The sequence below is a fragment of the Kineococcus endophyticus genome (assembly GCF_040796495.1).
GTDB classification, from domain to species: domain Bacteria; phylum Actinomycetota; class Actinomycetes; order Actinomycetales; family Kineococcaceae; genus Kineococcus; species Kineococcus endophyticus.
Genome location: NZ_JBFNQN010000012.1, coordinates 125,698 through 150,300, shown reverse-complemented (window position 1 = coordinate 150,300; position 24,603 = coordinate 125,698). Strand labels below are relative to the sequence as shown.

The window sequence follows — 24,603 nt, the reverse complement described above, 5'->3', positions numbered from 1 at the left end:
GACGCGTCGTGCTCGTCCGCCGAGCTGGTTGCGTCGGCGGTCCCACCACGTCAGCGCAGGTCGCGCCGCACCAGCACCCGCGGGAACCCGGCGAGCGTCGACGTCGTCGGCGCCGCGACGGTGAACCCGTGCGCCTCGAAGAGCGACCGCGTCCCGACGTAGGCCATCGTCAGGTCGACGCGCTCCCCGCCGTTGTCGACGGGGTAGGCCTCCACGACGGGCGCTCCGTCCTCGCGCGCGAACTCGACGGCGCCCTCGACGAGGTGGTGGGCGATGCCCTGCCCACGGTGGCCGGGGCGGACCCGGATGCACCACAGCGACCAGACGGGCAGGTCGTCGACGTGCGGGATGCGGCGGTTGGTCGCGAAGGACGTGTCCGCCCGCGGGTGCACGGCGGCCCAGCCCACGGGCTCGCCGTCCTCGTAGGCCAGGACGCCCGGTGGCGGGTCCTCCCGCACCAGCTCCCGGACCCGCTCCTCGCGGGCGGGGCCGGCGAGGGCCCGGTGCTCGGCGCCGGGGAGGCGGTAGCTCAGGCACCAGCAGACGTTCGCGTCCGGCCGCTTGGGGCCGACGAGCGCGGCGACGTCCTCGAAGACGGTGGCCGGGCGCACCTCGATCGCCATGCCCCCATCGTGACCCTGCGTCGTCCGCCGCTTCCAGGGCCCGCGTGGAAAACACACTTTCCGCCCTCAGGAAGGGGCGTGGAGGGGCGGAAAGAGTGTTTTCCACGCGGGACCGGGGGGGGTGGGGGACTGGGCCGCACGGGCGGTCCGCTCACCCGGGCGGGTCCACGGCGGTCACCGGGCGTGGTCGGCGGGCCGGTGCGTGCGGTGGACTGGCGGCTGCGGGACCGGCCCGCTCGACGGGTGGTGGACGTGGTGCGGGGACCGCTGCGGCGCGCGGGTGTGCTGGGGGTCGTCGGCGGGCTCGTCGCCGCGCTGACCGTGGGGGGAGGTGCCGTGGGCGAGTCCGTGCCGCGTCTCGGCCTGCGCCCGCTCTGGTCCGACCCGGACTCCCTGGCCCACGCCCAGCTCGCCGCCTACGAGACGGCCGGACGCACCGACCTCGCCGACGCGCTGCGCCCCCTGGCGCAGGCGCCGACGGCGACGTGGTTCACCGGTGACGCCCCGCGTGAGCGGGCCCGCGCCCTGACGACGGCTGCAGCGGCCGCCGGCGAGCTGCCCGTCCTCGTCGCCTACGACGTCCCCGGCCGCGACTGCGGGTCCTTCTCCGCCGGCGGCGCCGCGGACGACGACGCCTACCTCGCCTGGATCCGTGACCTGGCCGCCGGCATCGGCGACCGGCCGGCCGTCGTCGTCCTCGAACCGGACGCCGTGGCCTTCGCCGTCACGGGCTGCTCGGGCGTCGACCGGCGGGACCGGCTCGGGCTGCTGCGCCGCGCCGTCGAGGTCCTCGCCGCCCTGCCCGGCACCCACGTCTACGTCGACGCGGGGCACGCGGGCTGGGTGCAGGACCTGCCGGCGCTGGCGACGGCGCTGCGGGCGGCGGGGATCGACCGGGCCGCGGGCTTCGCGCTCAACGTCTCGAACTTCCAGCCCACGGACGTCACGGTCGCCTACGGCCGCAAGCTGTCCCACCTCCTGGGCGGGGCGCACTTCGTCGTCGACACGAGCCGGAACGGGGCGGGCGCGCCGGTCGCCACGGGCCGCGACGAGGACTGGTGCAACCCGCCGGGACGCCGGATCGGGCGCCTGCCCACGACGCTCACGGGCGAGGACGTCGTCGACGCCTGGTTGTGGGTGAAGCGCCCCGGGGAGTCCGACGGGAGCTGCCGTCCGGGTGAACCCGCGGCCGGGGAGTGGTTCGAGGGGTACGCCCTCGCCCTGGTCGGCGTGTAGAGTCGTCACTGCACGTGCGGACGTAGCGCAGTTGGTAGCGCATAACCTTGCCAAGGTTAGGGTCGCGAGTTCGAGTCTCGTCGTCCGCTCTCTGGAAGTAGCGTCGGTCCCCGTGAGGGACCGGCGCTCTTCTGCTTCCTGGGCCTGGATCGCGGTCCGCGCCGCCCGCAACCTGCCCGCCAGCACGCTCGCGCTCGCCTGGGCGCTGCACCACGGGGCCACCGTGTTCGTCGGGGACGACCTCTTCGTCGAGTGCTCCGGGATGCCCCGCGGCACGTACGGCCGGGGCGGGACGACCGTCGGGAACGTCTGGCTGTACGGCGAGCTCGGCGGGGAACGCCGGAGGCGGCACGAACTGCGGCACGCCGACCAGTACGCGCTGCTGGGGACGTTGCCGTTCGCCACGCTCTACGGCCTCAACGCCCTGGTGACGCGGAACCTCCCGCACCGCAACGTCTTCGAGCGGTGGGCCGGGCTGGAGGACGGCGGTTACGCCCACCCGCCGCGGCGCCGGCGTCAGGGCCGGACGCGCACCGCGAGGACCGCGACGTCGTCCTCGGCGTGACCGTCGACGAGCTGCAGGACGCCGTCGCACAGCTCCTCAGGGCCCGACCCCGCGAACTTCTCCGCCGTCCGGGCGAGCCAGGCCAGACCCTCGTCCAGGGACGCCCCGCGGCGCTCCACGAGCCCGTCGGTGTAGAGCAGCACCGTCGCCCCCGGCGACAGGCCGTGGACGTGGTCGGCGCGGACGAAGCCCGCCTCGAGCCCCAGCAGCAGGTCGGGACTGGTGCGCAGCAGTTCGACCGTGCCGTCGGGGTCCACGACGAGCGGCGGCATGTGGCCCGCGTTGGACCAGCGCAACCGCCACGTCGAGGAGCCCTCGAGCGGTTCGACGGTGGCGAGGATGCCCGTCGCGAGCGCGCCGACGCCGAGGTCGCGCATCGCGCGGTCGAGCGCGGACAGGGCGGCCGCGGGCGAGACCTCCAGGGAGTAGCCGATGCCGCGCAGGAGGTTGCGCACCTGCCCCATGGCCGCCGCGGCGTCCTGGTCGTGGCCGGTGACGTCGCCGATGACGAGGCAGGCGGCCCCGGCCGCGGTGAGGAACGCGTCGTGCCAGTCCCCGCCGACCTGCGCGTGCTCGGCCGCGGGGAGGTAGCGGACGGCGGTCTCGAGGTGCTCCGGCTGCGGCGCGGACGTCAGCAGACTGCGCTGCAGCGTCTCTGCCATCGTCCGGACGGCCGCGGCGGCGGTGCGCTCGGCCTGGGTGGCCCGCACCCGGTCCAGCGCCTGCGCCGTGGACGCCGTCAGGGCAGTCAGCAGGTCGGTGTCCTCGGCCGACAGCTCCCGGGGCGAGCGCCACGACAACCCCAGCGCCCCGATGACGCGGTCGCCCACCCACAGGGGCCAGGCGGTCGCACCGTCGTCGGAGACGACCGCCGTCCCGCGCAGGGCGGCCCCGAGGGCCCCGACGGCGGGGTCGCGCTCGTCACCGCGCACGCGCAGCGCACCGTCCTCGAGCAGGCCCAGGACGATGCCGTCGGCGCCCAGCAGTCCCGCGGCGCCACGGCCGAGGACCCGCAGGACGTCGTCCTCGGTCTCGACCGTCGGCAGCGCCTGCGCGACGGCGACCAGCCCCGCGAGCCGCTGGGCCTGCCACTCCTGCAGGTCGGCGCGCCGGCGTTCGGCCTCGTAGGACGCGGCGGCCGACAGCGCGTCACCGACGGTGGCCGCGGTCAGGCGCAGGAAGTCGCGGTAGGCCGCGTCGAGGGGCACCAGCTCGCTGAGGCGCGCGGCGAGCACGCCGGGCGACTCCCCGCCGAGCGCGGCAGGGATCCGCACCCAGGCCAGCCGGCCGTCGGCGGTATCCTCGACGAGCACCTGCCGGGGCGAGAGGGGCGCCGGCGGGGAGGGCAGCGTCGTGGGACCGCCGGGCAGCTGCAGGTCGACCGCCGGCAGGTCCAGCGGGGCCGTGGACAGCACGTCGAGCGCCTTGCGGGCCAGCTCGGCGGGCGGCTGCAGCTCCGACGCGAGGTCGCCGAGGCGGGTGAGCAGCTCGAGGCGCCGGTGGTCCTGGACCTGGCGGGTCGTCTCGGCCGCGATGTCCATGACGCCGGCGATCTCGCCGTCGTCGTCGCGGACCGGGGAGTAGGAGAACGTGAAGTAGGTCTCCTCGGGGTGCCCGTGGCGGTCCATGACGACCGGCATGTCCTCGAACCAGACGGCCTCGCCGGAGCGGGCCTGCGCGAAGAGGGGCGCCAGGTCGTCCCACGCCTCAGCGAAGACGTCCCGGACCGGACGACCCAGCGCCGCGGGGTGCTTGTCGCCGATCATCTCCACGTAGGCCTGGTTGTAGAGCATCTCCAGGTCCGGGCCCCAGCAGATGACGATGGCGAAGCGGGTCTCCAGCGCCAGCTCCAGCGCGCGGCGCAGCGCACGGGGCCAGGAGTCGGGGTGCCCCACCGCCGTCGCCGACCAGTCGACGTCCTCGTACGCGCGACGGAGGTCCGTCGCGGTTCCGAAGGGCAGACGGGCGACCACGTCCCGAACCTAGTGCCCATCTAGACCATCGGCTCACCGTCCGTGGTCGCCTCGCGCAGCCACCGAGACCCCTCGCCCTCGGCGGCCGCCTCGTCGTGAGGGTTGAACAGGGTGCACCGGGTCATCGACAGGCACCCGCAGCCGATGCAGCCCGTGAGGGACGTCCGCAGGATCTGGAGCTCGCGGATGCGCTGGTCGAGGAGCATCTGCCACCGCTTCCCCACGCCCGCCCACTCCCGCGCCGAGGGGGCGCGGTCGGTCGGCAGCGTCGACAGGGCCTCGGCGATGTCGGCCAGCGACAGGCCGACGCGCTGACCCGCCGCGACGACCGCGAGGCGGCGCAGGACGTGGCGGGGGAAGCGGCGCCGGCCGGCGGCGTCCCGCACCGGGTGCACGAGTCCGCGCTCCTCGTAGTGCCGCAGCGCCGCGACGGACACCCCCGCCCGCGCCGCGACCGTCCCGATGCTCAGCAGCTCCGCCACGGACCCATCTTGACCTGCAGTGCACTGGAGCTGGTGGTCTGCCCTGCGTGCGCATCGACCACGTCGTCCTCCCCGTCCCCGACGTCCGCCGCAGCGCGGCCTTCTGGCGCGACGCCCTCGGGCTGACCGTCCACGAGGCCGAGGCCAGCTGTGTCGTGGAGGTGGGTTGGACGTCGCTGCAGCTCGTCCCCGACCCCGACGCGCAGCCCGGCACGCAGCACCTGGCGATCACCGTCCCCGGGGACGCCGGACCCGCCGCCCTGGCCTGGCTGCGGGAGCGGGCGACGGTCCTGGGCGACGGGCTCGTGGAGCTGTCGCCGTCGTGGGACGGCTGCTCGGTCTACTTCGAGGACGCCCCGGGGGGCACGGTGCTCGAGCTGGTCGCGCGGCGTCGCCTCCCGCACCGGCTCGGCGGTGCGGCGTTCGGGCCGGAGCACCTGCTGGGCGTCAGCGAGGTCGGCGTGCCCGTCGCGTGCGTCCCGACGGCGCGCGAGCGGCTGGCGCGCGGAGCGGGGCTGCCGACGTTCGGCGGGCCGGGGTCGCCGCAGTTCACGGCCGTCGGCGACGACGAGGGACTGCTCGTGCTCGTCGCCCCGGACCGGCCCTGGTTCCCGACGCGGGACCGGCCGGCCCGCGCGACCCGGCTGGACGTCACGCTGTCGGGGACACGCGGTCGTGGCGCTCTGCTGCTGAACCCGGGTACGCTCGTCTCGTATCGTTGAGACTTCAAGCAAGGGGCTGGGCATCGTGGAGATCGGGATCAGCGCGTTCGCGGAGACCACGCCGTACCCGGGGACGGGTACGACCATCTCGCACGCCGATCGGCTGCGAGAAGTCGTGGAGGAGATCGAGCTCGCCGACCAGGTCGGGCTCGACGTCTACGGCCTCGGCGAGCACCACCGCCCCGACTACGCGGCGTCCGCCCCGGCCGTCGTCCTGGCCGCCGCGGCCACCCGCACGTCCCGCATCCGGCTCTCGACGGCCGTCACCGTGCTGTCCTCGGACGACCCCGTCCGGGTGTTCCAGCAGTTCGCCACGCTGGACGGGCTGTCGGACGGGCGCGCGGAGATCATGGCCGGCCGCGGCTCGTTCATCGAGTCGTTCCCGCTCTTCGGCTACGACCTCGACGCCTACGACGAGCTGTTCGCCGAGAAGCTGGACCTGCTGCTCGCGATCCGGGAGAACCCCTCCTCGGTGACGTGGCCGGGCGGGAAGCACCGCGCCGGGATCCCCGGGCTGGGCGTCTTCCCCCTGCCCGTCCAGCCGAAGCTGCCGGTGTGGATCGCCGTCGGCGGCAACCCCGAGTCCGTCGTGCGCGCCGGCACCCTCGGCCTGCCGCTGGCCATCGCGATCATCGGTGGCATGCCGGAGCAGTTCGCCCCGCTGGCCGACCTCTACCGCCAGGCGGGGCGCAAGGCCGGGCACGACGAGTCGCTGCTGCGCATCGCGACGCACTCGCACGGGTTCGTCGCCCCGACGACGCAGCAGGCGACGTCCGTGCACTTCAAGCCCTACCAGGGCGTCATGAACCAGCTGGGGCAGGAGCGCGGCTGGGGGTACTTCTCGCACACGTCGTACGAGGCCGCCCGCAGCCGCCGCGGCGCCCTGCTCGTCGGGTCGCCCGAGGAGGTCGCGGAGAAGATCCTCTTCCAGCACGAGCACCTGGGGATCGACCGGTTCATGCTGCACCTGTCCGCCGGGACGATGCCGCACGCGGACGTCATGAAGGCCGTCGAGCTGCTGGGGACCGAAGTCGCGCCGCTCGTGCGCAAGGAGCTGAGCTGACCTCGACGCTGCGTCACCGCGCGGGCTGGGCGGGTGCGGCTCGTTGACGCATCGGGCTCCTAGGTTCGGCCCGATGCGTCGACGATCCCCCCACGCCGGAGGCGCTGTGCACAGGGTTGTCCACACTGTCCACAGCCCGGGTGTGGATGGTCAGTCGCCCGGCCAGGAGCCGGTGAGCTTCTCGAACAGCACCGCGCCGCCCCGGTCGGAGGCGGCCTTGACCACCGCGAACACGAGGCCCTGGAGGGCCGCCGACAGCAGCACCTCCTTCCAGGGGTACTCGTGCTGCAGCGCGTCGGGGGCGTCCTCCTCGCCGGAGGCCTTGCGCCACACCTGCTTCACGACGGCGCCGGCCAGGACGCCGCCGAGGGCGCCGGTCGCGAGGCCGATGGGGCGGTAGACGAGCTTGGCCGCGTTCACGGGTGCCTCACCGCTTCCGGACGACGAGCCACACGGCGAACGCCGTCGCGGCGACGATGACGCCCACGAGCACGGCGGTCTGCTGCGGCGGGGTGCCGGGCGCGCGTTCGCTCGTCTCGCGGACGCGGTGCTGCGCCGTCGCCTTGAGGTCCTCGACCTTCGCCGAGGCCTGGGCCTTGACGTCGGCCTTCGCGGCGAGCGCGTCGGCGGTCTGCGCGAGGCGCTCGCGGGTCTTCTCGATGTCCTCGACGAGGGCGTCGCGGTCGGTGGGGACAGGCCCCGTGCCGGGGGTGGGGGTGCTCACCGGTGCAGCCCTTCCTTCACCGTCTGGACGTCCTGCTTGAGGCCGTCCACGGCCGCCTGCGGCACCGGCGGCGTGGCCTCCGAGACCTCCTTCTTGCCCATCAGGGCCAGGACCGCGGCGATGGCGAAGAGGACGACGCCGACGATGAGCGCGGACAGCCAGGCCGGTACGAGGTACGCCAGACCCAGGATCGCGGTCGTCACGAGCGCCCCGAACCCGAAGAACGCGAGCAGGCCGGCACCGGAGAACATCCCGATCCCGATGCCGGCCTTCTTGCCCTTGGCGGTGAGGTCGACCTTGGCGAGCTGCACCTCGTCCTTGACCAACCGGGACATCTGCTCGGTGAGCTGGCTGACGAGCTGTCCGACGCTCTCGTCGCGGCGGTGCTCCGTCGTCGACGCGGCCGGGCCCGGGCCGTGCGACACGCTCAGGTCGTCGGTCCGGGTTCCGGACCCCGTGGGTTGAGTCATGCCGGGCCCTTACCCGCGCACGGTCCTCCCAATCAGCCCATGTGCGGGTACACGTGCGTCGTCGGCGCGACGAACGTCTCCTTGACCGCCCGCGGGCTCGTCCACCGCTGGAGGTTGAGGATCGAGCCGGCCTTGTCGTTGGTGCCCGAGGCGCGGGAACCCCCGAACGGCTGCTGCCCCACGACCGCGCCCGTCGGCTTGTCGTTGACGTAGAAGTTCCCGGCGGCGAACCGCAGGGCCTGCGACGCCTCGGCGACGGCCGCGCGGTCGGTGGCGATGACCGACCCCGTCAGCCCGTAGGGGGCGCCCTCGTCGACGGTTCGCAGGACGTCGGCCCACGCGCCGGGGCGGGAGTCGTCGTAGACGTGGACGGCGAGGAACGGACCGAAGTACTCGCTGCAGAACGCGTCGTCGGACGGGTCCTGCCCGAGGACCACGGTCGGGCGGACGAAGTACCCCTCGGAGTCGTCGTACGTCCCGCCGGCGGCGATGGTGAGGCCGTCGGTGCTGCGGGCGCGCTCGATCGCGGCGACGTTCTTGGCGTAGCTGCGGGCGTCGATGACGGCGCCGCCGAAGTTCGACAGGTCGGTGACGTCGCCGTACGTGAGGGAGTCCACGGTGGCGAGGAACTCCTCACCCATGACGTCCCAGACGGACTTCGGGACGAACGCGCGCGAGGCCGCGGAGCACTTCTGCCCCTGGTACTCGAACGCGCCGAGGGTGAGCGCCGTCGACAGGGTCGCGGGGTCGGCCGAGGGGTGCGCGACGACGAAGTCCTTCCCACCCGTCTCCCCCACCAGGCGCGGGTAGGTGCGGTAGTTCCCGATGTTCTCCCCGACCGTCCGCCACAGGTGCTGGAACGTCGCGGTGGAGCCGGTGAAGTGGATGCCGGCGAGGTTCGGGTCGGCCAGCAGGACGTCGGAGGCGTCCTTGCCGTCCCCGGTGATGAGGTTGACGACGCCCGGCGGCAACCCGGCGGCCTCGAGCAGCTTCATCGTGTGCCACGCCGCGAGCGTCTGCGTCGGAGAGGGTTTCCACACGACGGTGTTCCCCATGAGCGCGGGCGCCGTCGGCAGGTTCCCCGCGATGGCCGTGAAGTTGAACGGCGTGATGGCGTAGACGAAACCCTCGAGCGGACGGTGGTCGAGGCGGTTCCACACCCCGGGGCTCGAGATCGGCTGCTCCTCGAGCAGCCGACGGCCGAACGCGACGTTGAAGCGCCAGAAGTCGACGAGTTCGCAGGGTGCGTCGATCTCGGCCTGCTGCGCGGTCTTCGACTGCCCCAGCATCGTCGCGGCGGCGACCTTCTCGCGCCACGGTCCGGCGAGCAGGTCGGCCGCGCGCAGGAACACCGCGGCGCGGTCGTCGTAGTCCATCGCGGCCCAGTCGCGGCGGGCGGCGAGCGCTGCGTCGGCGGCCGCGCGGGCCTGGTCGCGGGTCGCCGTCCCGAACGTGCCGAGCACGCTCGCGTGCTGGTGCGGCTGGACGACGTCGACGCGGTCTCCGCCGCCGGGCACCTCCCGCCCGCCGATGGTCTGGGTGAGCTCGACGGGGTTCGCGACGTGCGCGGCGAGGGCGTCGGTGAGGAGCTTGCGCTCGGGGCTTCCGGGGGCGTACCCGTGGATCGGTTCGTTGCGCGGGGCGGGGACGTCGGTCACGGACTGCACGACGGGTTTCCTTCCGTCTCGATGGTCGTCGGGGGTTTCTCGTCAGCCGGCGACGAGGGAGCGGGCGAAGAACGCGAGGTTGGCCGGGCGTTCGGCGAGGCGCCGGGAGAAGTACCCGTACCAGTCGGTGCCGTAGGGCACGTAGACGCGGACAGTGTGGTCGCGGGCCAGGCGCTGCTGCTCGCCGGCGCGGATGCCGTAGAGCATCTGGAACTCCGCCGACCCCTGCGGCCTGCCGCTCAGGAGTTCCTCGGCCAGGGCGACGATGCGCAGGTCGTGGGTGGCGATCATCGGGTAGGCGCCACCGTCCAGCAGGATCCGCAGGCACCGGACGTACGCCTTGTCGACGTCGGCCTTCGCCGGGTACGCGACCTCCGGCGGTTCGTTGTAGGCGCCCTTGACGAGGCGGACGCGGGAACCCTCGTGCGCGAGGTCGCGGGCGTCGCCCTCGGTGCGGCGCAGCATCGCCTGCAGGACGCAGCCGGTGCGCGGGAAGTCGGCGCGCAGCGCGCGGACCGTCGTCAGGGTGTCGTCGACGCGCGTGTGGTCCTCCATGTCGACGGTGACGTCGACGCCGAGGGCGTGCGCCCGCTCGACGAGGAGGTGGGCGCGCTCGGTGGCCCGGCGGGGACCGTCGGGGCCGAGTCCCTGGCCGAGGGCGGAGAGCTTGATCGAGATCTCGTTGCCGGTGGTGAGGCCCTCGCCGGCGAGGCGTTCGAGGAGCTCGGTGTACCCGGTGACGGTCTCGTCGGCCTGCTCGGGCGCGGTGATGTCCTCGCCGAGCCGGTCGAGGGTCACGGCGATGCCCTGCGCCGTGAGGTCGCGGACCGCGCCGGCGGCCGCGTCGACGTCGTCACCGGCGATGAAGCGGGAGACGACGGGCCGGCTGAGGCTGCTGCCGGTCACGAGCCGGCGCACACCGTCGTTGCCGGCGACGCCCAGGAGGAGTTGTCCGAACACCCTTCGACGCTAGAACGCCGGGGTGACCGGGGCCACTGACGTCTGCCACGTCTTTCCCGTCCCACGTCGTACAGGTGGATGATGTCGAGGTGAACCCGACCGACCAGGTGCAGGACCTCGTCGACACCGTGGCCGAGCTCACCGGCGCCCCGGTGACGCTCGAGGACCGCGACCTCCTGCTCGTCGCCAGCTCCGGCCACGACGACGACATCGACGACGTCCGCCGCCGGTCGATCCTGCGCCGCCGCTCGGACCCGCGGGTGCAGGAGCTGTTCGCCGGGTTCGGGATCGCGCGGGCGACCGGACCGCTGCGCATCCCCGGCGACGCCGCGTCCGGACGGCTCGCCCGCTGGTGCCTGCCGGTGCGCTGGCGCGGGGTCACGTACGGGTACCTGTGGCTCCTGGACCCGCACGAGCGCGTGCGCGAGGAGCACCTCGACCGGGTCCGCGACGCCCTCGACCTCGTGGCGGCGCACCTCGCGACGCGGGCCCGGACGGCCGACCGCACGACATGGGCCGTCGGGGAGCTGCTGTCCACCGACGCGGGGTCACGCGCCCGGGCGGTGGAGGAGCTGCAGCGTGACGGTCTGCTCACCCCGACCGTCGCCGTCGTCGCCATCGCCCCCGTCGACGGCGGGCCGACCGGCGCGGTCAACGGCTGGCTGCTGCCCCGGGCGGTCCTGTCCGCCGCCGTCGGCCACCGCGCGGCCCTCGTCGTCCCGACGCCGCTGGGGGGTCGCGACGTCGCCGAGCGCGCGGCGGCCGCGCTCGTGTCCCAGCACCCGGGGGGACTGGCCGTGGGGGTGTCGGGCGTCGTCGCCGCCGGGTCCGCGCACACCGGGTGGCAGCAGGCCGATGCGGCGCTGCGCTCCGGCGGCGCCGGGGTGCGGGAGTGGGAGCGGCTCGGCGCGCTGCGACTGCACGCCCTCGGCGACCCGGCCGCGCTCGCGGACGTCGTGCTCGACGAACGCGCGCGCCGGCTGCTGGCCACCGAACCCGACCTCGTCCTCACGGCGCGGACCTACCTCGACCTCGCCGGGTCGGCGCAGCGGACGGCCGAGGCCCTGTCGATCCACCGGCAGACGCTCTACCACCGGCTGCGGCGGATCACGGCCGTCAGCGGGTTCGACCTCGACGACGGGCGGGACCGGCTGGCCCTGCACCTGGCGCTGGTGCTGGGCGGCTGACCGTGCTCACGGCAAGAGCGGGTGGAAACGTACCGGTCCGGGCACCGGCCCCTCGCGCTGCCGCGGAACGGCTGACAGGCTGGCCCGGTGCTGCCCCCCGACGGTCACGTGCACAGCCAGTTCTCCTGGGACGCGCGGAACGTCGGCGCGATGCGGGAGACGTGCGCCCGTGCCGTCGCCCTCGGCCTGCCGTCCGTCGCGTTCACCGAGCACGTCGACCTCACCCCGTTCCGCGCGGGTTTCCTCGTCGATGAGCACGGCGAGTTCGTCGTCGACGGGATCCTGCGGGCGCCGTTGCCGGACGCGGACGCCTACCGCGAGAGCCTGGACCGCTGCCGCGCCGAGTTCGCCGACCTCGTCGTCCTCAGCGGCCGGGAGGTGGGTCAGCCGCACCCGCACGCCGCGGAACTGGCCGCGCTGGAACCCGTCGACCGCGTCGTGGGGTCGCTGCACTGCCTGTGGGACGGGGAGGCATACGCCGAACCGTGGCTCCTCACCGAGAGCCGCCCCGCGCCGGACGTGTTCCGCGACTACCTCGCCGAGGTGTGCCGGATGACGACGGCGGACTTCGACACGTTCGCGCACATCGACTACCCCGTCCGCAGCTGGCCGGGGGAGTTCGACCCGGCGGACTTCGAGGAGGAGCTCCGCACCGCCCTGCGGGCGCTCGCCTCGACGCAGCGGTGCCTGGAGTACAACACCCGGCTGCCGCTGCACCCGACCGTGCTGCGGTGGTGGGTCCAGGAGGGCGGCGAACGCCTGACGTTCGGCAGCGACGCGCACCACCCCGGTGCCGTCGGGCACGGCCTGGCGGAGGCGGGAGCGCTCGCGCGGTCGGTCGGCTTCGTCCCGGATCGCCGGCAGCAGGACCCGTGGGTGCGCGCATGACCTGGTGGGAGGACGTCCACGGCGACCCCTGCCGGGAGTGCGGGACGTCGTGGAACGTGGGCGTCGAGCAGGCCGTCGACGACGTCGCGCGGGTGCCGTGGGAGTTCGCGCTCGTCCTGCCGCTCGCCGGTCCGCCGACGACCGGCTGGTCCGGACCCGAGTACGTCGTGCACGTCGCCGACACGCTGCGGTCCTGGTCGGAACGGCTCGTGGCGGCGCTCGCGGGCGACCCGGCCGTCCCCGCCGGGCACGACGCGGACGAGCTCGCCGAGGCCCGGCGCTACTCCTCGTTCGGCCCGGGGGCGGCGCTGTGGGCGGTGCGGCGCGCGGCCGAGGACTGGTGCGACGTCGTCCGGGAGGCGCAGGCGCGCGGGGCCGTCGTCCGCCACCCCGCGCACGGCGTGCTGAGCGTGCGCGACGTCGCGCTGCGCAACCGCCACGGGGCGCTGCACCACGTCTGGGACGTGCGGCGGCTGGGCGACCGGTGATCCTGCCGGCCGTCCGCGACCCGCGCCTGGTCACCGTCCGCCGCGGCGGCTCCCTGACGGACCACGACCACCACCTGCTGGCGCTGTGGGCGGCGGACTGCGCCGAGCACGTCCTGGAGCTGTTCGAGCGCGAGCGCCCGGACGACCGGCGCCCGCGCGAGGCCGTCGACGCCGCGCGGGCCTGGGTGGCGGGGGCGCTGCCGATGATGGAGAGCCGGGCCCGCGGCGGGCACGCGATGGGGGCCGCGCGTCCCCTGCGCGGGGCGGCCCGCTTCGCCGCGTACGCCGCGGGGCAGGCCGCGTGCGTGGCCCACGTCGCCGAGCACGACCTCGGGGCGGCCGCGTACGCGATCAAGGCGGTCGCGGCCGCCGCGGGTGTGGACGCCGGGCGGCACGAGCGGGACCGCCAGCGCGACCGGTTGCCGGCGGCTGTCCGGTCCCTGGTGCTGGAGGACCAGGAGCGGCGCGACCCGATCTGCTGGGGTGTGTTCTCCGCTTAGGATCCGGTGCAACAGCACTGTTGCATCGGAGGGGGACCACGGTGGCCGGCTACCCGGAGGGCGCACCGCACGCGCAGGGGATGCTCGACGTGGGCGACGGCCACCGCGTCGCGTGGTGGGTCAGCGGGAACCCCGCCGGGACACCTGCCGTCGTCCTGCACGGCGGACCGGGCGGCCGCGCGACGCCGGGGTGGCGGCGCCACCTGGACCCCGACCGCTACCGGATCGTCCAGTTCGACCAGCGGAACTGCGGTTCCAGCACCCCGTCGGCCGCGGACGACGTCGTCGACCTGTCCGCCAACACCACCCCGCACCTGCTGGCCGACGTCGAGCGACTGCGCGAGCACCTCGGCGTGGAGCGGTGGCTCGTCCTGGGGGCGTCGTGGGGCAGCACGCTGGGACTGGCCTACGCGCAGCAGCACCCCGAGCGCGTTCGGGCGCTCGTCCTGTTCTCGGTGGCGACGACGACGCGTCGGGAGGTCGACTGGATCACCCGCGACGTCGGCCGCGTCTTCCCCCGCGAGTGGGAGGCGTTCCGCGACGCCGTCCCGCCGACCGAGCGCGACGGCGACCTCGCCGCGGCGTACGCGCGGTTGCTGCACGACCCCGACCCGGGCGTCCGGCACCGCGCGGCCCGGGACTGGTGCACCTGGGAGGACGTCCACGTCTCCCTCGCCCCGGGCCACCAGCCGAACCCGCGCTACGAGGACCCGGCGTTCCGCCTCGCCTTCGCCCGCCTCGTCACCCACTACCTCGCGGCCGCGGGGTTCCTCGCCGACCTCGCCCCGGGCGGTGACCTCGTGGCGGGCGCGGACCGGCTCGCCGGCATCCCGGGTGTCCTCGTCCACGGCCGGCTCGACGTCTCCAGCCCGCTCGACATCGCCTGGCGGTTGCACGGCTCCTGGCCCGGCAGCGAGCTCGTCGTCGTGGAGGACGCCGGGCACGGCGGCGACGCGTTCCTCGCGCCCGTCACCGCCGCCACCGACCGTTTCGCCGGCACGCCGTGAACGCGCAGGTCACGGGCCTGGGGACGCAGCTGCGGCGGCTGCTCGACCGGCTCGAGCGCGACGTCGCGGACCTCGGTGCCGAGCTGGGGCTGGAGGGCCACCGCCCCCGGTACTCCCCCGTCGTGCGGGCCGTCCTCGCGCGCGGGCCGCTGACCATCACCGGGGTCGCGGACGCGACGGGCGTGACGCACTCCGCCGCCAGCCAGACCGTCGCGCAGATGCGGCGCGACGGGTGGCTGCAGGCGGCCCGCGGGGCGGACGGCCGCGAGCGGGTCGTGGACCTCACCGAGCACGCACGCGAGCTCGTCCCGCTGCTGGAGCAGGAGTGGCGGACGACGGAGGCCGCCGTCGCCGACCTCGACGCCGAGCTGCCGATGCCGCTGGCCGAGCTGCTGACGCTGGCCGAGGCGGCGCTGGACCGGCGCTCGCTGCGGGAGCGGATGCGCTGAGCGTCACTCCTCGAGCGGGGCGTACCCCACGGGCAGGCCGCCGGTCGTCCCGGCGGTCTCCCACGGCATCCCACCGTCGCTGAGCACGGACACCACGCGACCCTCGGCGTCGTAGCCCGCGTAGGTGGGGTAGCCCCCGTCGCCGACGCCGGTCGAGAAGACGACCCCGTCGTCCACGCCGTCGGTCGAGCGGACCAGGCAGAGGGGCCCGAGGCGGCCGGGCGGGTCGGCGGCGGCGAGGTAGGCGTCGAAGGCGGCGCCGAGGTCGTCCGGCGCGAGGGTGCCGTCGGCCTCGAGGTCGACCGGCGGGGCGGCCGGGGACCAGAAGCCGCCGTCACCGCCGTCGGTGAGGATGCCCAGCCCGTCGACCGAGGCCCACCGCACCACCTCGGCGTCCGCGAACGACAGCTCCAGCCAGGCGACCCGGCCACCGTCGCCCGGGTCCCAGACCTCCACGGTGACGTCGGCGTCGACCGGCCCGTCCGCGACGGGGAACGGCTCGGCACCCGAGGTCGAGGACGCCCACACGGCGTCCGCGCCGGGACCACCGAGGAGGGAGCCCGTCGGCAGGCGCAGGGTCACCGCGTGCTCGAGGTGCACCGGCCCCGTCATCGCCGGCACGTCCGGCGGCGACGCCGGGAACCCCACGCTCGCCGGGGGTGCCAGGTGGGTGGTGCCGGGCCGCGGCGGGTCGCCGGCGCAGGCCCGGAACGCCACGGTCGGCACGGCCGCGGGAGTGGTCGTCGTGGCGTCCGTCGGCGAGGGGGTCTGCGGCGCGGGCGCCGCGCCCGGGGTGGCGCACCCGACGAACAGCAGCACGGGGAGCAGGACGAGGGGCAGGACGGGACCGCGGGGCACGGCCCAGAGGAGCACGCCGGGACGCCGCAGGGACGGGAACGCCCGGCCGCCACCCGGACGGAGCAAACGCCCGGGCCACGGGCTCAGGCGCGCGCCCACACCTCCTCGACCGCCGCGACCTGCGCCGCGAGGTCCAGGTCCGCGACGTCCAGCCGCACGTCGGCGGCCGGCGGGTCCTCGGCGTCCCGGCGGTGCAGCCAGGCGAACTCCTCCTCGGTCAACCACACCGGCCGGGTGGCGGCGCGGCGACGCGCCTCCTCGAAGGGCACCACGAGGTGCACGACGAGGACGTCGGGGAGGCGCTCGCGGTGGACGGCGACGGTGGCCGGGTCGAGCACGTCGGCGAGGACGACGTCGAAGCCGTCCCCCCGCAGGTTCGCGGCCAGGGCGCAGGCGTTGCGGACGGCGAGCAGCATCTGCCGCGGTCCGTCCGGTTCCCAGACGGGCGCGAGGCCGCTGACGACGAACTGCCGGACGTCGTCCACGTCGACGTACGCCGCGGCCGGTCGAGCGCTCGCCAGCGCCCGGCCCGTCGTCGTCTTCCCGACCGCCGGGCCGCCGGTCAGGACGAGGGGCCGCCGGAGGTTCAGACCGGCTCCCGCACCGGCTCGCCCGCCACCGGCCGGACCCGACGGCGCGCCCCGAGGCGCTCCAGCGGGAGGAAGGCCGCCCAGCAGACGACGGTCGGCAGGAAGTGGATGCCGAGGGTCAGCCAGGTCGAGAGGTGGAAGAGCATCGCGGCCCCGAACGCGACGTACAGCTTCTTCCCGCGCAGCCACAGGGCGACGGGGGCGAGGAACTCGCAGACCAGCACCGTCCACTGCACGGCGACGAGGAAGGCGGGGAAGCGACCGACCCAGTCGCCGAGCGTCGACCCTCGCCGGGTGACGGCCCAGACGGTGACGGCCCCGTTGGCCCAGGCCCACGGCGTGCCGCTGCGGACGCACTTGCTGACGGCCGACCCCGCGTACGTCATGACGGTCGCGACCTGCACGCAGCGCAGCGCCCAGCCGGCGGCCCGACTGGTGCGCTGGTCGCCGAAGTCGGCGCGGCCGGCGGTCAGGAGGACCACCATGCCGACGACGATCGCCATGTGGTCGTGCGCCACGTAGCCGAAGCCCATCGACCACAGCACCCAGGACAGGTAGCCGAGCGAGCTCAGCCAGCCGGCGAGGTACCGGGTCCGCCGGGGCAGGGCGAGGACGACGCCGAGGGCCATCGCGGCGAGCGACAAGGACGCCGTCACCGTCGTCGGCGCCGGCAGGTGGAGCACGCGGCCGACGAGCGTGGGACGCCAGAAGGCACCGATGTGGACGTGCTCGAGGACGTGGTTGGTGATGAGCGTGGCGTCGACCAGCGCGAACGTGGCCAGCACGACGCGCAGCCACGCGACCCGCGCGACGGGCAGGGCGGGGACGAGGAAGTGCGACACCCGGTCCCCCCGGCTGCTCCCGACGCGGTTCACGCGGCGTTCCAGGTGGCGAGCACGCGGACCTCGGTCGGGCCGACGAGGCGGGCGTCGCGCATCTGCTGCTCGCTGCGGACGAGCCGCAACTGCCGCAGCCGGATTGCGCCCGGGTGCAGGGCCGCCCGGGACCGGGCGATGTCCCCCAGCAGGGCGGGGTCGGCGATGATCCGCTGCCCCTGGGACTCCAGCTCGGCGCGCGACAGCCCGACCGCGGCGGGGCTCAGGGGCACCTGGACGGTGCGGCCGTCGACGGTCGTGCCCTCCAGCGAGGTGGAGACGACGCTGCCGTCCGCGGGGCGGGGGGTCGCGTACTGGGACAGCGATCCGAGCGGGAACCAGTCGTTGGTGTCGGCCAGCTGACCGCCGAGCAGGACGACGACACCGGCGCCGAGTGCGGCCACGCGCCAGGCGACGGATCGACGGGACAGGTCGCCGGGCGTGGTGCTCACAGTCGGTGATTCTGGCCGACGGGGGGTCAGCTCCGGGTGCGAACCGCCACGAGGGCCACGTCGTCTTCCGGGCGCTCGGGCAGCATCTCGTCGAGGACGGCGTCGCACAGGTCCTCGAGGTCGCGGTGCGCGTTGCGCTCGACCGCCGCGAGCAGCAGCGTCGTGCCCTCGTCCAGGCTCTGGTCGCGGCGCTCGACGAGGCCGTCGGTGTGGAAGAGGACGGTGTCACCGGGCCGCAGCACGACCTCGCCGTCGTGGCGTGGGGTCGTCGGGTCGATGCCGAGGAGCAGGTCGGGGCCCTCGCTCCCCTCGGCGACGACGAGCGGCACGGCGGTGCCGCCGCGGCGGAGCACGACGGGCGCGGGGTGACCGGCGCTGGAGAACTCCAGGACCACGCCGTCCGGGCGCGGTTGCAGGCGCCCCACGAGGACCGTCGCCAGCGTCCCCAGCCCCAGTCCCGCCACGGCCGCGTCCAACCGCCGCAGCAGCGCGGCCGGTCCGTCGGGGGCGGCGAAGGCGATGCCGCGCAACAGGTTCCGCAGCTGCCCCATGGCGGCGGCCGCGGCGGTGTCGTGGCCCACGACGTCGCCGATGACGAGGGTCGTCGTCCCGTCCGGCTGGTGGAAGGCGTCGTACCAGTCGCCGCCGACCTGGGCCGCGCGCGCGGCGGGCCGGTAGCGCACGGCCGTCTGCCAGTGCGGGGACTGCGCGGGCGGGGTGAGCAGGTCGCGCTGCAGCCCCTCGGCGATGCGCTGCTGCTGCCCGTAGAGGCGGGCGGTGTCGAGGGCCAGGGCGGCGCGTTCGGCGACGCCGGAGATCGTGGCGAGGTCCTCGGGGTCGAAGGGGCGCCGGCCGTGGTCCCGCGCGAGCGTCACCAGCCCGACGGTCCGTCCGCGGGCCCGCAGCGGGAGGACGACGACGTGCTCGGGGTCGAGGGCGGTCACGACATCCCGGGCGGGGCCGGGTCCGACGAGCTGCTGGATCGTCGCGACGGCCGGGGTCGGCAGGGTCACCGGCCGGCCGGTGCGCACGGCTTCGAGGATGAAGGGCGGTCCGCCGGGGTTGTGCCCGACGAGCGCGCGCATCCGCTGCGCCCGGTAGGCCTCGAGGAGGTCCTGCCGCGTGGGGTCGGCGTGCTGGCACCCGACGTCGCGCAGCGTGGACTGGCCCTCGACGACCGAGACGATGCACCAGTCCCCCAGGACGGGCACGAGGATCCCGGACAGCCGGGACACGGCCGTCTCGGCGTCGAGCGTGCCGGACAGGTGGGAGCCGACACGGGTCAGGACCTGGACCTGGGTCCGCGCCCGCTGCGCCGCCTCCTCGGCCTCGCGACGCGCGGCGGACGGCAGCAGCAGGACGTTCGTCCCGTCACCGTCCGGCCAGGCCCGCAGCTCGCACCACAGCGAGAGGGGTTCGGGGTGCAGGAGCTCGACCGTCTCGGCGCGGCCGGTCCGCTCGACCGACTGCAGGACGCGGTCGGCCTCGGACCCGGAGGCCAGGGGGAAGACGTCACCCCACGGCCGGCCGATCAGCTCGTGGCGCGGCCGGCCCGTGAGCCGTTCGGCCTCGCCGTTGAGGGAGCGCAGGAGCCCACCGTGGTCGAGCGCGTAGGAGGCGGCGGGCAGCGACTCCAGGGCACTGGCCGCGTCGACGACGTGGTCGGCCGTCGTGTCGTGCACGACGCCGAGCAACCGAGCGGGCCGGTGACCGTCGAGCAGGACCCTGCCCCGCACACCCACCCACGCCGGGCGGCCACGGCCGGGCCGGACGCGCAGTTCCACGTGGAACGGCGCGGCCGCCTCGACGGCGCGGGTCACGGCGTCGCGGAACCGGTGCGTCTCCGCCGGCCCGACCAGCTCGGCGAACCGGTCGGCGAACCCCGTCGCCGTCGCTTCGTCGGGGGTGCCCAGCAGCCCGGCGAGGCGGTCGTCGGCCGTCAGTTCGCCGGTGCGCAGGTCGTACTCGAAGAGGGCGACCCGGGCGGCGTCGAGGGCGAGGTCGACCTGGACCTCACGCACCGCCCCACGGGTGGAGGTGGGCCCGGCGGGCTCCAGCACGCTCGACACCTCCCTCGACGGACTGTCCGGGACAGACTGTAGTGGGGCGTCGGCTCTGGGTGAGGATCGATCTCACTCCACCGGGCCGGCGAGCGCCCCCTCGACCCGCCGCAGGAGGTCGAGCAGCTGCTGCCGGTCCTCCACGGGCAGCACCCCGAGCGCCCGGGTCGCCGTCGCCCGCGAGCGCCGGCGCAGCTCCTCGAGGACGGACGTCCCGGCCGGGGTGAGGTCGAGGAGCACGGAACGGCGGTTGGCGGGGTCGGGCGTGCGGCGCAGCAGGCCGGCCTGCTCGAGGGGGTCGACGAGGTCGGTGAGCGAGCGGGGGGCGATGTGCAGCCGGACCGCGACCTCCCCCATGCGCGGGGGGTCCTCGCAGCGCCCGACGACACGCAGCACCCGCCCCTGCGCGGGGGTGATGCCGAGGTCCTCGACGTCGCCGTGGGCCCCGCGGCGCAGCCGCCACTGCACCGAGCGCAGCGTCTCCAGCAGGTCCCCGTCGAGGTCGTCCACCCCCGCACCCTACCGTTCTTGAGGTAACCTCACTGTGAGGTGACCACAAGAAAGAGGTGAGTCCGTGCGGGGAGACCCCCAACGCGATCCCTTCCGGCCGGGGAAGACCGACACGACCGGCCTGGACCGGCCCCGTCGCGACGAGGTGGCCCGCGTGCTGCGGCTGTTCCGCCCGCACACGCGGACGCTGGCCGTCGTCGCCGTCCTCATCGCCTGCTCCGCCGTCGCAGGCGTGGCCTCGCCGTTCCTCATCCGCGAGGTCGTCGACGTGGCGCTGCCGCAGGGCGACCTGCGGCTGCTGGCCTGGCTGGCGGCCGGTCTCGTCGGCATCGTCGCCGTCGGCACCGCGCTCGACGTCGTCCAGGGCCTGCTGACGACGCGCGTCGGGCAGGCCGTCATGCACGGCCTGCGGACGTCGCTCTACTCGCACCTGCAGCGGATGTCCCTGGGCTTCTTCGCCCGGACCCGCACGGGTGAGGTGCAGTCGCGCATCGCCAACGACATCGGCGCGATGCAGACCGTCGTGACGAGCACGGGCGCGGACCTCGTCCAGAACCTCGCCACCGTCGTCGTCACCGTCGTGGCGATGCTCGCCCTGGACTGGCGTCTCGCGCTGTTCTCGTTCTGCGTGCTGCCGTTCTCGGTGTGGCTGAACCGCCGCGTCGGCCGTCTGCGCCGGCGGATCACGGCGCAGCGCCAGCGCCAGCTCGCCGAGATGTCCGCGACCGTCGAGGAGACGCTCTCGATCTCGGGCATCCTGCTGACCCGCACGACGGGCCGCACCCCCGAGGTCGTCGAGCGCTTCACCGCCCAGTCCGACGACGTCGCCCGCCTCGAGGTCGGCTCGGAGATGGCCGGCCGCTGGCAGTGGTCGCTCATCACGCTGACCATGGCCGCCGTCCCCGCCCTCACCTACCTGCTCGGCGGGTGGATCCGCGGCACGGGCACGGCCCTGAGCATCGGGACGCTCGTCGCGCTCGTGACCCTGCAGGGGCAGCTGTTCCGGCCGCTCGGCGCGCTGCTGCGGATCGTCGTGCGGCTGCACGCGTCGATGGCGCTGTTCGCCCGCGTCTTCGAGTACCTCGACACCCCGGTCGAGGTCGAGGAGCGACCCGGCGCGCGCACCCTGCCGAACCCGCGCGGGCACGTGCGGTTCGACGACGTCACCTTCGGCTACCCCGGCGCCGAGCGCCCGACCGTCGCGGGGGTCACCCTCGACGTCCCGGCCGGCTCGTCCCTGGCCGTCGTCGGGGCCACCGGATCGGGCAAGACCACCCTCGGCTACCTGCTCTCGCGGCTGTACGACGTGGACGCGGGCGCGGTCCGCCTCGACGGCGTCGACGTGCGGGACCTGACCGCCCGGTCGCTGTCGGACGCCGTCGGCGTCGTGACCCAGGAGACGTTCCTGCTGCACGCCTCCGTCGCCGACAACCTGCGCTTCGCCAAGCCCGACGCGACGGACTCCGAGCTGCGCCGGGCCGCCCGCATCGCGCAGGTCGAGGACGTCCTCGACGCGCTCCCGCAGGGGTTCGACACCGTCGTCGGCGAGCGCGGGTACCGGTTCTCGGGTGGTGAGAAGCAGCGGATCGCGTTGGCCCGCACGGTGTTGCGGGATCCGCCCGTCCTGCTGCTCGACGAGGCCACCTCGGCCCTGGACACCCGCACCGAACGGGCCATGGCCGCGGCGCTGGCCGAGCTGTCGGCGGGCCGGACGACGATCACCATCGCCCACCGGCTCTCGACCGTCCGGGACGCCGACCAGATCGTGGTGCTCGACCACGGCCGGGTCGTCGAGCGCGGCACGCACGACGAGCTCCTGGCGGCCGGCGGCCGGTACGCCGAGCTGGTCGCCGCCGACGCCGAGCGGGTCGCGTCCGCCTGACCGGCTACAGGCTGCCGCGAGCGCGGGCGACGAGACGCTCGAGGGTGGCCAGGTACGCCTCGAACGCCTCCCGGCCGACCGCGGTCAGACGCACCGAGGTCTGGCGCCGCAGCGCCGCCACGGCACGCTCCTTGCGGACCTCCACGTAGCCGGCCTGCTCCAGGGCGGCGACCTGCTTGGACAGGGCCGAGTCGCTGGTGCCGATCGTGTCGCGGAGGAAGGAGAAGGTGACCCACTCCGCCGGAGCGAGCAGCGAGCAGATGCTCAGGCGGGCGGGGGTGTGGAGGAACTCGTCGATCGCGGCGGGGTCCGCGCCGGGCTGGGCGTCGGGTGCGGTGGTCACGGGCGCAGGCTCGCAACCATCCGGGCCTGCACCGCACGGGTCAGGGTGACGATGACCAGGCAGGCCCCGACCATGCCGACGGTGTTGGGCAGGGGCCAGTCGAGCCCCCGGGCGACGGCCTGGAACAGCACGTTCGCGGCGATCGCCGGGACGACCGTGGCGAGCAGGGCCGCTTGCCAGCGGCCGGAACTGCGGGTCGACCGCAGCTGCACCCCCCGCCGCCAGGCGACACCGACGCCCATGAGCATGAGGAGCACCCACAACCAGATCATGCCGGCGTCGGTGAGCACTCCGAGGGCGAGGGCGCAGGAGCACAGGCTCCACACCTGGCCCTTCGTCCAGGGCGCGGTGCCGGCCGTGACGGCCTGCTGACGGCGGTGAGCGGCCTCGGTGAGGGCCTGCTGTGCTTCGCGAGCGTCCACGGTGGAGGTCCTTCCTCGTCGGTTCGTTCTTGCCTGAGAGGAAAGCTACCCGCTGACTTTCCCTTCAGGCAAGACTTGAGCGACAGGAAACTCCGTCGTCCGTCAGGGCGCCGGGCGGACCCGCGGCACCCGACCGACCACGACGTCCAGCACCACGTCGACCACCACGAACGCCACCAACGACACCCCGAGCAGCGGCACCGCCCACCCGACGACGGCGGTGACGAGCACGACGGCGACCAGCACCGGACGCGACAGCTGCCGCCACGCACCGCGGTGGGCGGGCGGGCCGACGGCCAGGCGCCGGGCCGGGTCCGGGCGGCGCTGCCACCACATGCGGTAGCCCCACACGACGACCGCGGTCAGCCCCAGGCCCAGGGCGATCAGCGCGAGCTGGTTGCCCAGCCCGAAGGAGCCCATGTGCAGGTCGATCCCCCAGCGGGCCAGCTTGGCCGCGAACGGGTAGTCCTCGAAGCGGACGACGTCCACCACCTGCGCGTCGAGAGCCCCCGCGCTCGTGGCGGTGAGGGCGACCGCGGCGGAGTCGACCTGGGTGTGCAGGCCGCGGTCGACCTCGTCGACCTTCCACGCCGCACCGGGCGCGGCCGGGGCCTTGACCTCGATCTTCGCGGCCGTCAGCCCCGCGACGCGGGCCGCCGCCAGGATCTGCGCGAAGGCCTCGGGGCTGGCCTCTGCACCGGCCCCCACCGGTCTGGACGAGGTGTGCCCCGCGTGCTCCCCGTGACCCTCGTGCCCGGTCGCGCTCGTGTCCACGACGGGCGTCTGCCACGACAGCGCGCTGCGCAGCGCGGTCACCCGCTCCCCCGCGTACGTCGACCAGGTCAGGCCCGTCGCCGACAGCCCCAGCAGACCGACCGCGAGCCACGTCCCGACGACGGCGTGCAGGGTCCGCGTCCGGGCGCGGCTGCCCCGGACCGTCGGACGCGTCGCCCGACGCGCCCCTACCCGCCGGGCGGCCCACAGCCCCAGGCCGGACAGCGCCAGCACCCACAGCCACGACGCCGCGAGCTCGCTGTACAGCCGTCCCGGTTCCCCGAGGTGCAGGTTGCGGTGCAGCTGGTCCACCCACGTCCGCAGCGGCAGGACGCCGCTGGTGCCGTAGACCGTGAGCTCGCCGCGGACGGCGCCCGTGCCGGGGTCGACGAAGACGGCGCGGCGCTCGGACTCGCCCAGCGAGGGGTCGGAGAACAGGACGCGGGTGGTGTCCGAGGGGGTGGGCGCGGGCCGCACGGCGACCGGGTCACCACCGCCGTGGGCCTCGACGGCCGCGCGGACCTGGTCGGCCAGGGACACCTGGGCCGCGGACGGGACGACGTGCAGCTGGTGCCGGTAGACGGCGTCCTCGAGCTGCGGGGTGGCGGCGTAGAGCGTGCCGCTGACGGCGGCGACGAGCAGGAACGGGGCGACGAGGACCCCGGCGTAGAAGTGCAGGCGCAGCACCAGCGGGCGCAGCGGCGCCCACGGGGACGGCCGGGACGGGGTGGGTGGGACGGTCGAGGAGGCAGGGGTCAGCAGGTCGTCGGCAGGCACGAGGGTCCTCACGGATGGGGCCCGCGGGCGCGACGCGTCCACCCCCCGACGCGGGG

The 24,603-nt window shown here is 75.0% G+C and carries 28 protein-coding genes and 1 tRNA gene; 12 read left to right on the top strand and 17 right to left on the bottom strand.

Annotation, left to right across the window (positions count from 1 at the left end; all coding sequences use genetic code 11):
- Positions 1-50 precede the first annotated feature (50 nt).
- Positions 51-623, bottom strand: a complete 573-nt coding sequence (locus AB1207_RS17740) for a GNAT family N-acetyltransferase (RefSeq protein WP_367639731.1) — start codon at positions 621-623, stop codon at positions 51-53.
- A 243-nt stretch (positions 624-866) separates the two neighbouring features.
- Here AB1207_RS17740 and AB1207_RS17735 point away from each other — a divergent pair, with 243 nt between their 5' ends.
- The 3 genes from AB1207_RS17735 to AB1207_RS17725 all read left to right on the top strand — a co-directional run bounded on the left by AB1207_RS17735 (position 867) and on the right by AB1207_RS17725 (position 2,424).
- Positions 867-1,859, top strand: a complete 993-nt coding sequence (locus AB1207_RS17735; RefSeq protein ID WP_367639730.1) for a glycoside hydrolase family 6 protein — start codon at positions 867-869, stop codon at positions 1,857-1,859.
- Positions 1,860-1,875: 16 nt separating this feature from the next.
- A tRNA-Gly gene (locus tag AB1207_RS17730) sits at positions 1,876-1,948 on the top strand.
- Positions 1,949-1,971: 23 nt separating this feature from the next.
- Positions 1,972-2,424 (top strand): hypothetical protein, encoded by a 453-nt coding sequence (locus AB1207_RS17725; RefSeq protein WP_367639729.1) that lies wholly within the window; start codon positions 1,972-1,974, stop codon positions 2,422-2,424.
- On the opposite strand, the gene AB1207_RS17720 is transcribed toward AB1207_RS17725, so the two are convergent.
- Complete coding sequence (locus tag AB1207_RS17720) at positions 2,376-4,397, bottom strand: SpoIIE family protein phosphatase (RefSeq protein ID WP_367639728.1); 2,022 nt, start codon at positions 4,395-4,397, stop codon at positions 2,376-2,378. The two genes, AB1207_RS17725 and AB1207_RS17720, sit on opposite strands and share 49 nt — an antisense overlap.
- 20 nt (positions 4,398-4,417) lie before the next feature.
- A complete protein-coding gene (gene soxR, locus AB1207_RS17715; protein WP_367639727.1) occupies positions 4,418-4,879 on the bottom strand; it encodes a redox-sensitive transcriptional activator SoxR in 462 nt (153 codons plus the stop codon).
- Positions 4,880-4,926: 47 nt separating this feature from the next.
- Between soxR and AB1207_RS17710 the strand changes: the two genes are divergently transcribed.
- Together AB1207_RS17710 and AB1207_RS17705 are read left to right on the top strand one after the other, a co-directional pair.
- On the top strand, positions 4,927-5,601 hold the full coding sequence (locus tag AB1207_RS17710) for a VOC family protein (protein WP_367639726.1): 675 nt from the start codon (positions 4,927-4,929) through the stop codon (positions 5,599-5,601).
- Between the two features lie 25 nt (positions 5,602-5,626).
- Entirely contained in the window at positions 5,627-6,664 is a 1,038-nt protein-coding gene (locus tag AB1207_RS17705) for an LLM class flavin-dependent oxidoreductase (protein WP_367639725.1), read from the top strand.
- A 150-nt stretch (positions 6,665-6,814) separates the two neighbouring features.
- On the opposite strand, the gene AB1207_RS17700 is transcribed toward AB1207_RS17705, so the two are convergent.
- From AB1207_RS17700 to AB1207_RS17680, 5 genes are read right to left on the bottom strand one after another with little or no spacing between them, the layout of a single operon-like run.
- Positions 6,815-7,084 (bottom strand): DUF4235 domain-containing protein, encoded by a 270-nt coding sequence (locus AB1207_RS17700; protein ID WP_367639724.1) that lies wholly within the window; start codon positions 7,082-7,084, stop codon positions 6,815-6,817.
- A gap of 7 nt (positions 7,085-7,091) precedes the next feature.
- A complete protein-coding gene (locus tag AB1207_RS17695) occupies positions 7,092-7,388 on the bottom strand; it encodes a DUF3618 domain-containing protein (protein WP_367639723.1) in 297 nt (98 codons plus the stop codon).
- Entirely contained in the window at positions 7,385-7,858 is a 474-nt protein-coding gene (locus AB1207_RS17690) for a phage holin family protein (protein WP_367639722.1), read from the bottom strand. Before AB1207_RS17690 ends, AB1207_RS17695 begins: the two co-directional genes overlap by 4 nt.
- Positions 7,859-7,890: 32 nt before the next feature.
- Positions 7,891-9,525, bottom strand: a complete 1,635-nt coding sequence (pruA, locus tag AB1207_RS17685) for an L-glutamate gamma-semialdehyde dehydrogenase (RefSeq protein WP_367639721.1) — start codon at positions 9,523-9,525, stop codon at positions 7,891-7,893.
- Between the two features lie 42 nt (positions 9,526-9,567).
- Positions 9,568-10,485 carry a proline dehydrogenase family protein gene (locus AB1207_RS17680; protein ID WP_367639720.1) on the bottom strand — a complete coding sequence of 306 codons (918 nt, stop codon included), beginning with the start codon at positions 10,483-10,485 and terminating at the stop codon, positions 9,568-9,570.
- An 89-nt stretch (positions 10,486-10,574) separates the two neighbouring features.
- Here AB1207_RS17680 and AB1207_RS17675 point away from each other — a divergent pair, with 89 nt between their 5' ends.
- The 6 genes from AB1207_RS17675 to AB1207_RS17650 all read left to right on the top strand — a co-directional run bounded on the left by AB1207_RS17675 (position 10,575) and on the right by AB1207_RS17650 (position 15,004).
- Entirely contained in the window at positions 10,575-11,672 is a 1,098-nt protein-coding gene (locus AB1207_RS17675) for a PucR family transcriptional regulator (RefSeq protein ID WP_367639719.1), read from the top strand.
- Between the two features lie 87 nt (positions 11,673-11,759).
- The gene (locus AB1207_RS17670) at positions 11,760-12,560 is read left to right on the top strand and encodes a PHP domain-containing protein (RefSeq protein ID WP_367639718.1); all 801 of its coding nucleotides are present in this window, start codon (positions 11,760-11,762) and stop codon (positions 12,558-12,560) included.
- The gene (locus AB1207_RS17665; protein ID WP_367639717.1) at positions 12,557-13,048 is read left to right on the top strand and encodes a hypothetical protein; all 492 of its coding nucleotides are present in this window, start codon (positions 12,557-12,559) and stop codon (positions 13,046-13,048) included. The genes AB1207_RS17670 and AB1207_RS17665 overlap by 4 nt, the downstream gene beginning before the upstream one ends.
- The gene (locus AB1207_RS17660; RefSeq protein WP_367639716.1) at positions 13,045-13,548 is read left to right on the top strand and encodes a putative immunity protein; all 504 of its coding nucleotides are present in this window, start codon (positions 13,045-13,047) and stop codon (positions 13,546-13,548) included. Before AB1207_RS17665 ends, AB1207_RS17660 begins: the two co-directional genes overlap by 4 nt.
- 41 nt (positions 13,549-13,589) lie before the next feature.
- Positions 13,590-14,555 carry a prolyl aminopeptidase gene (gene pip / locus AB1207_RS17655; RefSeq protein WP_367639715.1) on the top strand — a complete coding sequence of 322 codons (966 nt, stop codon included), beginning with the start codon at positions 13,590-13,592 and terminating at the stop codon, positions 14,553-14,555.
- Complete coding sequence (locus AB1207_RS17650) at positions 14,552-15,004, top strand: MarR family transcriptional regulator (RefSeq protein ID WP_367639714.1); 453 nt, start codon at positions 14,552-14,554, stop codon at positions 15,002-15,004. The genes pip and AB1207_RS17650 overlap by 4 nt, the downstream gene beginning before the upstream one ends.
- A 3-nt stretch (positions 15,005-15,007) precedes the next feature.
- On the opposite strand, the gene AB1207_RS17645 is transcribed toward AB1207_RS17650, so the two are convergent.
- From AB1207_RS17645 to AB1207_RS17620, 6 genes are all read right to left on the bottom strand, one after another.
- Positions 15,008-15,877: a DUF4241 domain-containing protein gene (locus AB1207_RS17645; RefSeq protein ID WP_367639713.1), complete on the bottom strand. Its 870-nt coding sequence runs from the start codon at positions 15,875-15,877 to the stop codon at positions 15,008-15,010.
- A 68-nt stretch (positions 15,878-15,945) separates the two neighbouring features.
- The gene (locus tag AB1207_RS17640; RefSeq protein WP_367639712.1) at positions 15,946-16,347 is read right to left on the bottom strand and encodes a hypothetical protein; all 402 of its coding nucleotides are present in this window, start codon (positions 16,345-16,347) and stop codon (positions 15,946-15,948) included.
- A gap of 101 nt (positions 16,348-16,448) precedes the next feature.
- Entirely contained in the window at positions 16,449-17,327 is an 879-nt protein-coding gene (locus AB1207_RS17635; protein WP_367639711.1) for a hypothetical protein, read from the bottom strand.
- Positions 17,324-17,779 (bottom strand): hypothetical protein, encoded by a 456-nt coding sequence (locus AB1207_RS17630; RefSeq protein ID WP_367639710.1) that lies wholly within the window; start codon positions 17,777-17,779, stop codon positions 17,324-17,326. Before AB1207_RS17630 ends, AB1207_RS17635 begins: the two co-directional genes overlap by 4 nt.
- A 26-nt stretch (positions 17,780-17,805) precedes the next feature.
- Complete coding sequence (locus AB1207_RS17625) at positions 17,806-19,839, bottom strand: SpoIIE family protein phosphatase (RefSeq protein ID WP_367639709.1); 2,034 nt, start codon at positions 19,837-19,839, stop codon at positions 17,806-17,808.
- A gap of 72 nt (positions 19,840-19,911) precedes the next feature.
- Entirely contained in the window at positions 19,912-20,349 is a 438-nt protein-coding gene (locus tag AB1207_RS17620) for a MarR family winged helix-turn-helix transcriptional regulator (RefSeq protein ID WP_367639708.1), read from the bottom strand.
- 64 nt (positions 20,350-20,413) lie between these two features.
- On the opposite strand from AB1207_RS17620, the gene AB1207_RS17615 reads away from it, so the two are divergent.
- Positions 20,414-22,231 (top strand): ABC transporter ATP-binding protein, encoded by a 1,818-nt coding sequence (locus tag AB1207_RS17615; protein WP_437178970.1) that lies wholly within the window; start codon positions 20,414-20,416, stop codon positions 22,229-22,231.
- A 4-nt stretch (positions 22,232-22,235) separates the two neighbouring features.
- Here AB1207_RS17615 and AB1207_RS17610 read toward each other — a convergent pair whose 3' ends face one another.
- The 3 genes from AB1207_RS17610 to AB1207_RS17600 form a co-directional block, all read right to left on the bottom strand.
- On the bottom strand, positions 22,236-22,574 hold the full coding sequence (locus AB1207_RS17610; protein ID WP_367639707.1) for a winged helix-turn-helix domain-containing protein: 339 nt from the start codon (positions 22,572-22,574) through the stop codon (positions 22,236-22,238).
- A complete protein-coding gene (locus AB1207_RS17605; protein ID WP_367639706.1) occupies positions 22,571-22,996 on the bottom strand; it encodes a hypothetical protein in 426 nt (141 codons plus the stop codon). The genes AB1207_RS17610 and AB1207_RS17605 overlap by 4 nt, the downstream gene beginning before the upstream one ends.
- Before the next feature lie 102 nt (positions 22,997-23,098).
- Positions 23,099-24,547, bottom strand: a complete 1,449-nt coding sequence (locus tag AB1207_RS17600) for a PepSY-associated TM helix domain-containing protein (protein WP_367639705.1) — start codon at positions 24,545-24,547, stop codon at positions 23,099-23,101.
- Positions 24,548-24,603 lie beyond the last annotated feature (56 nt).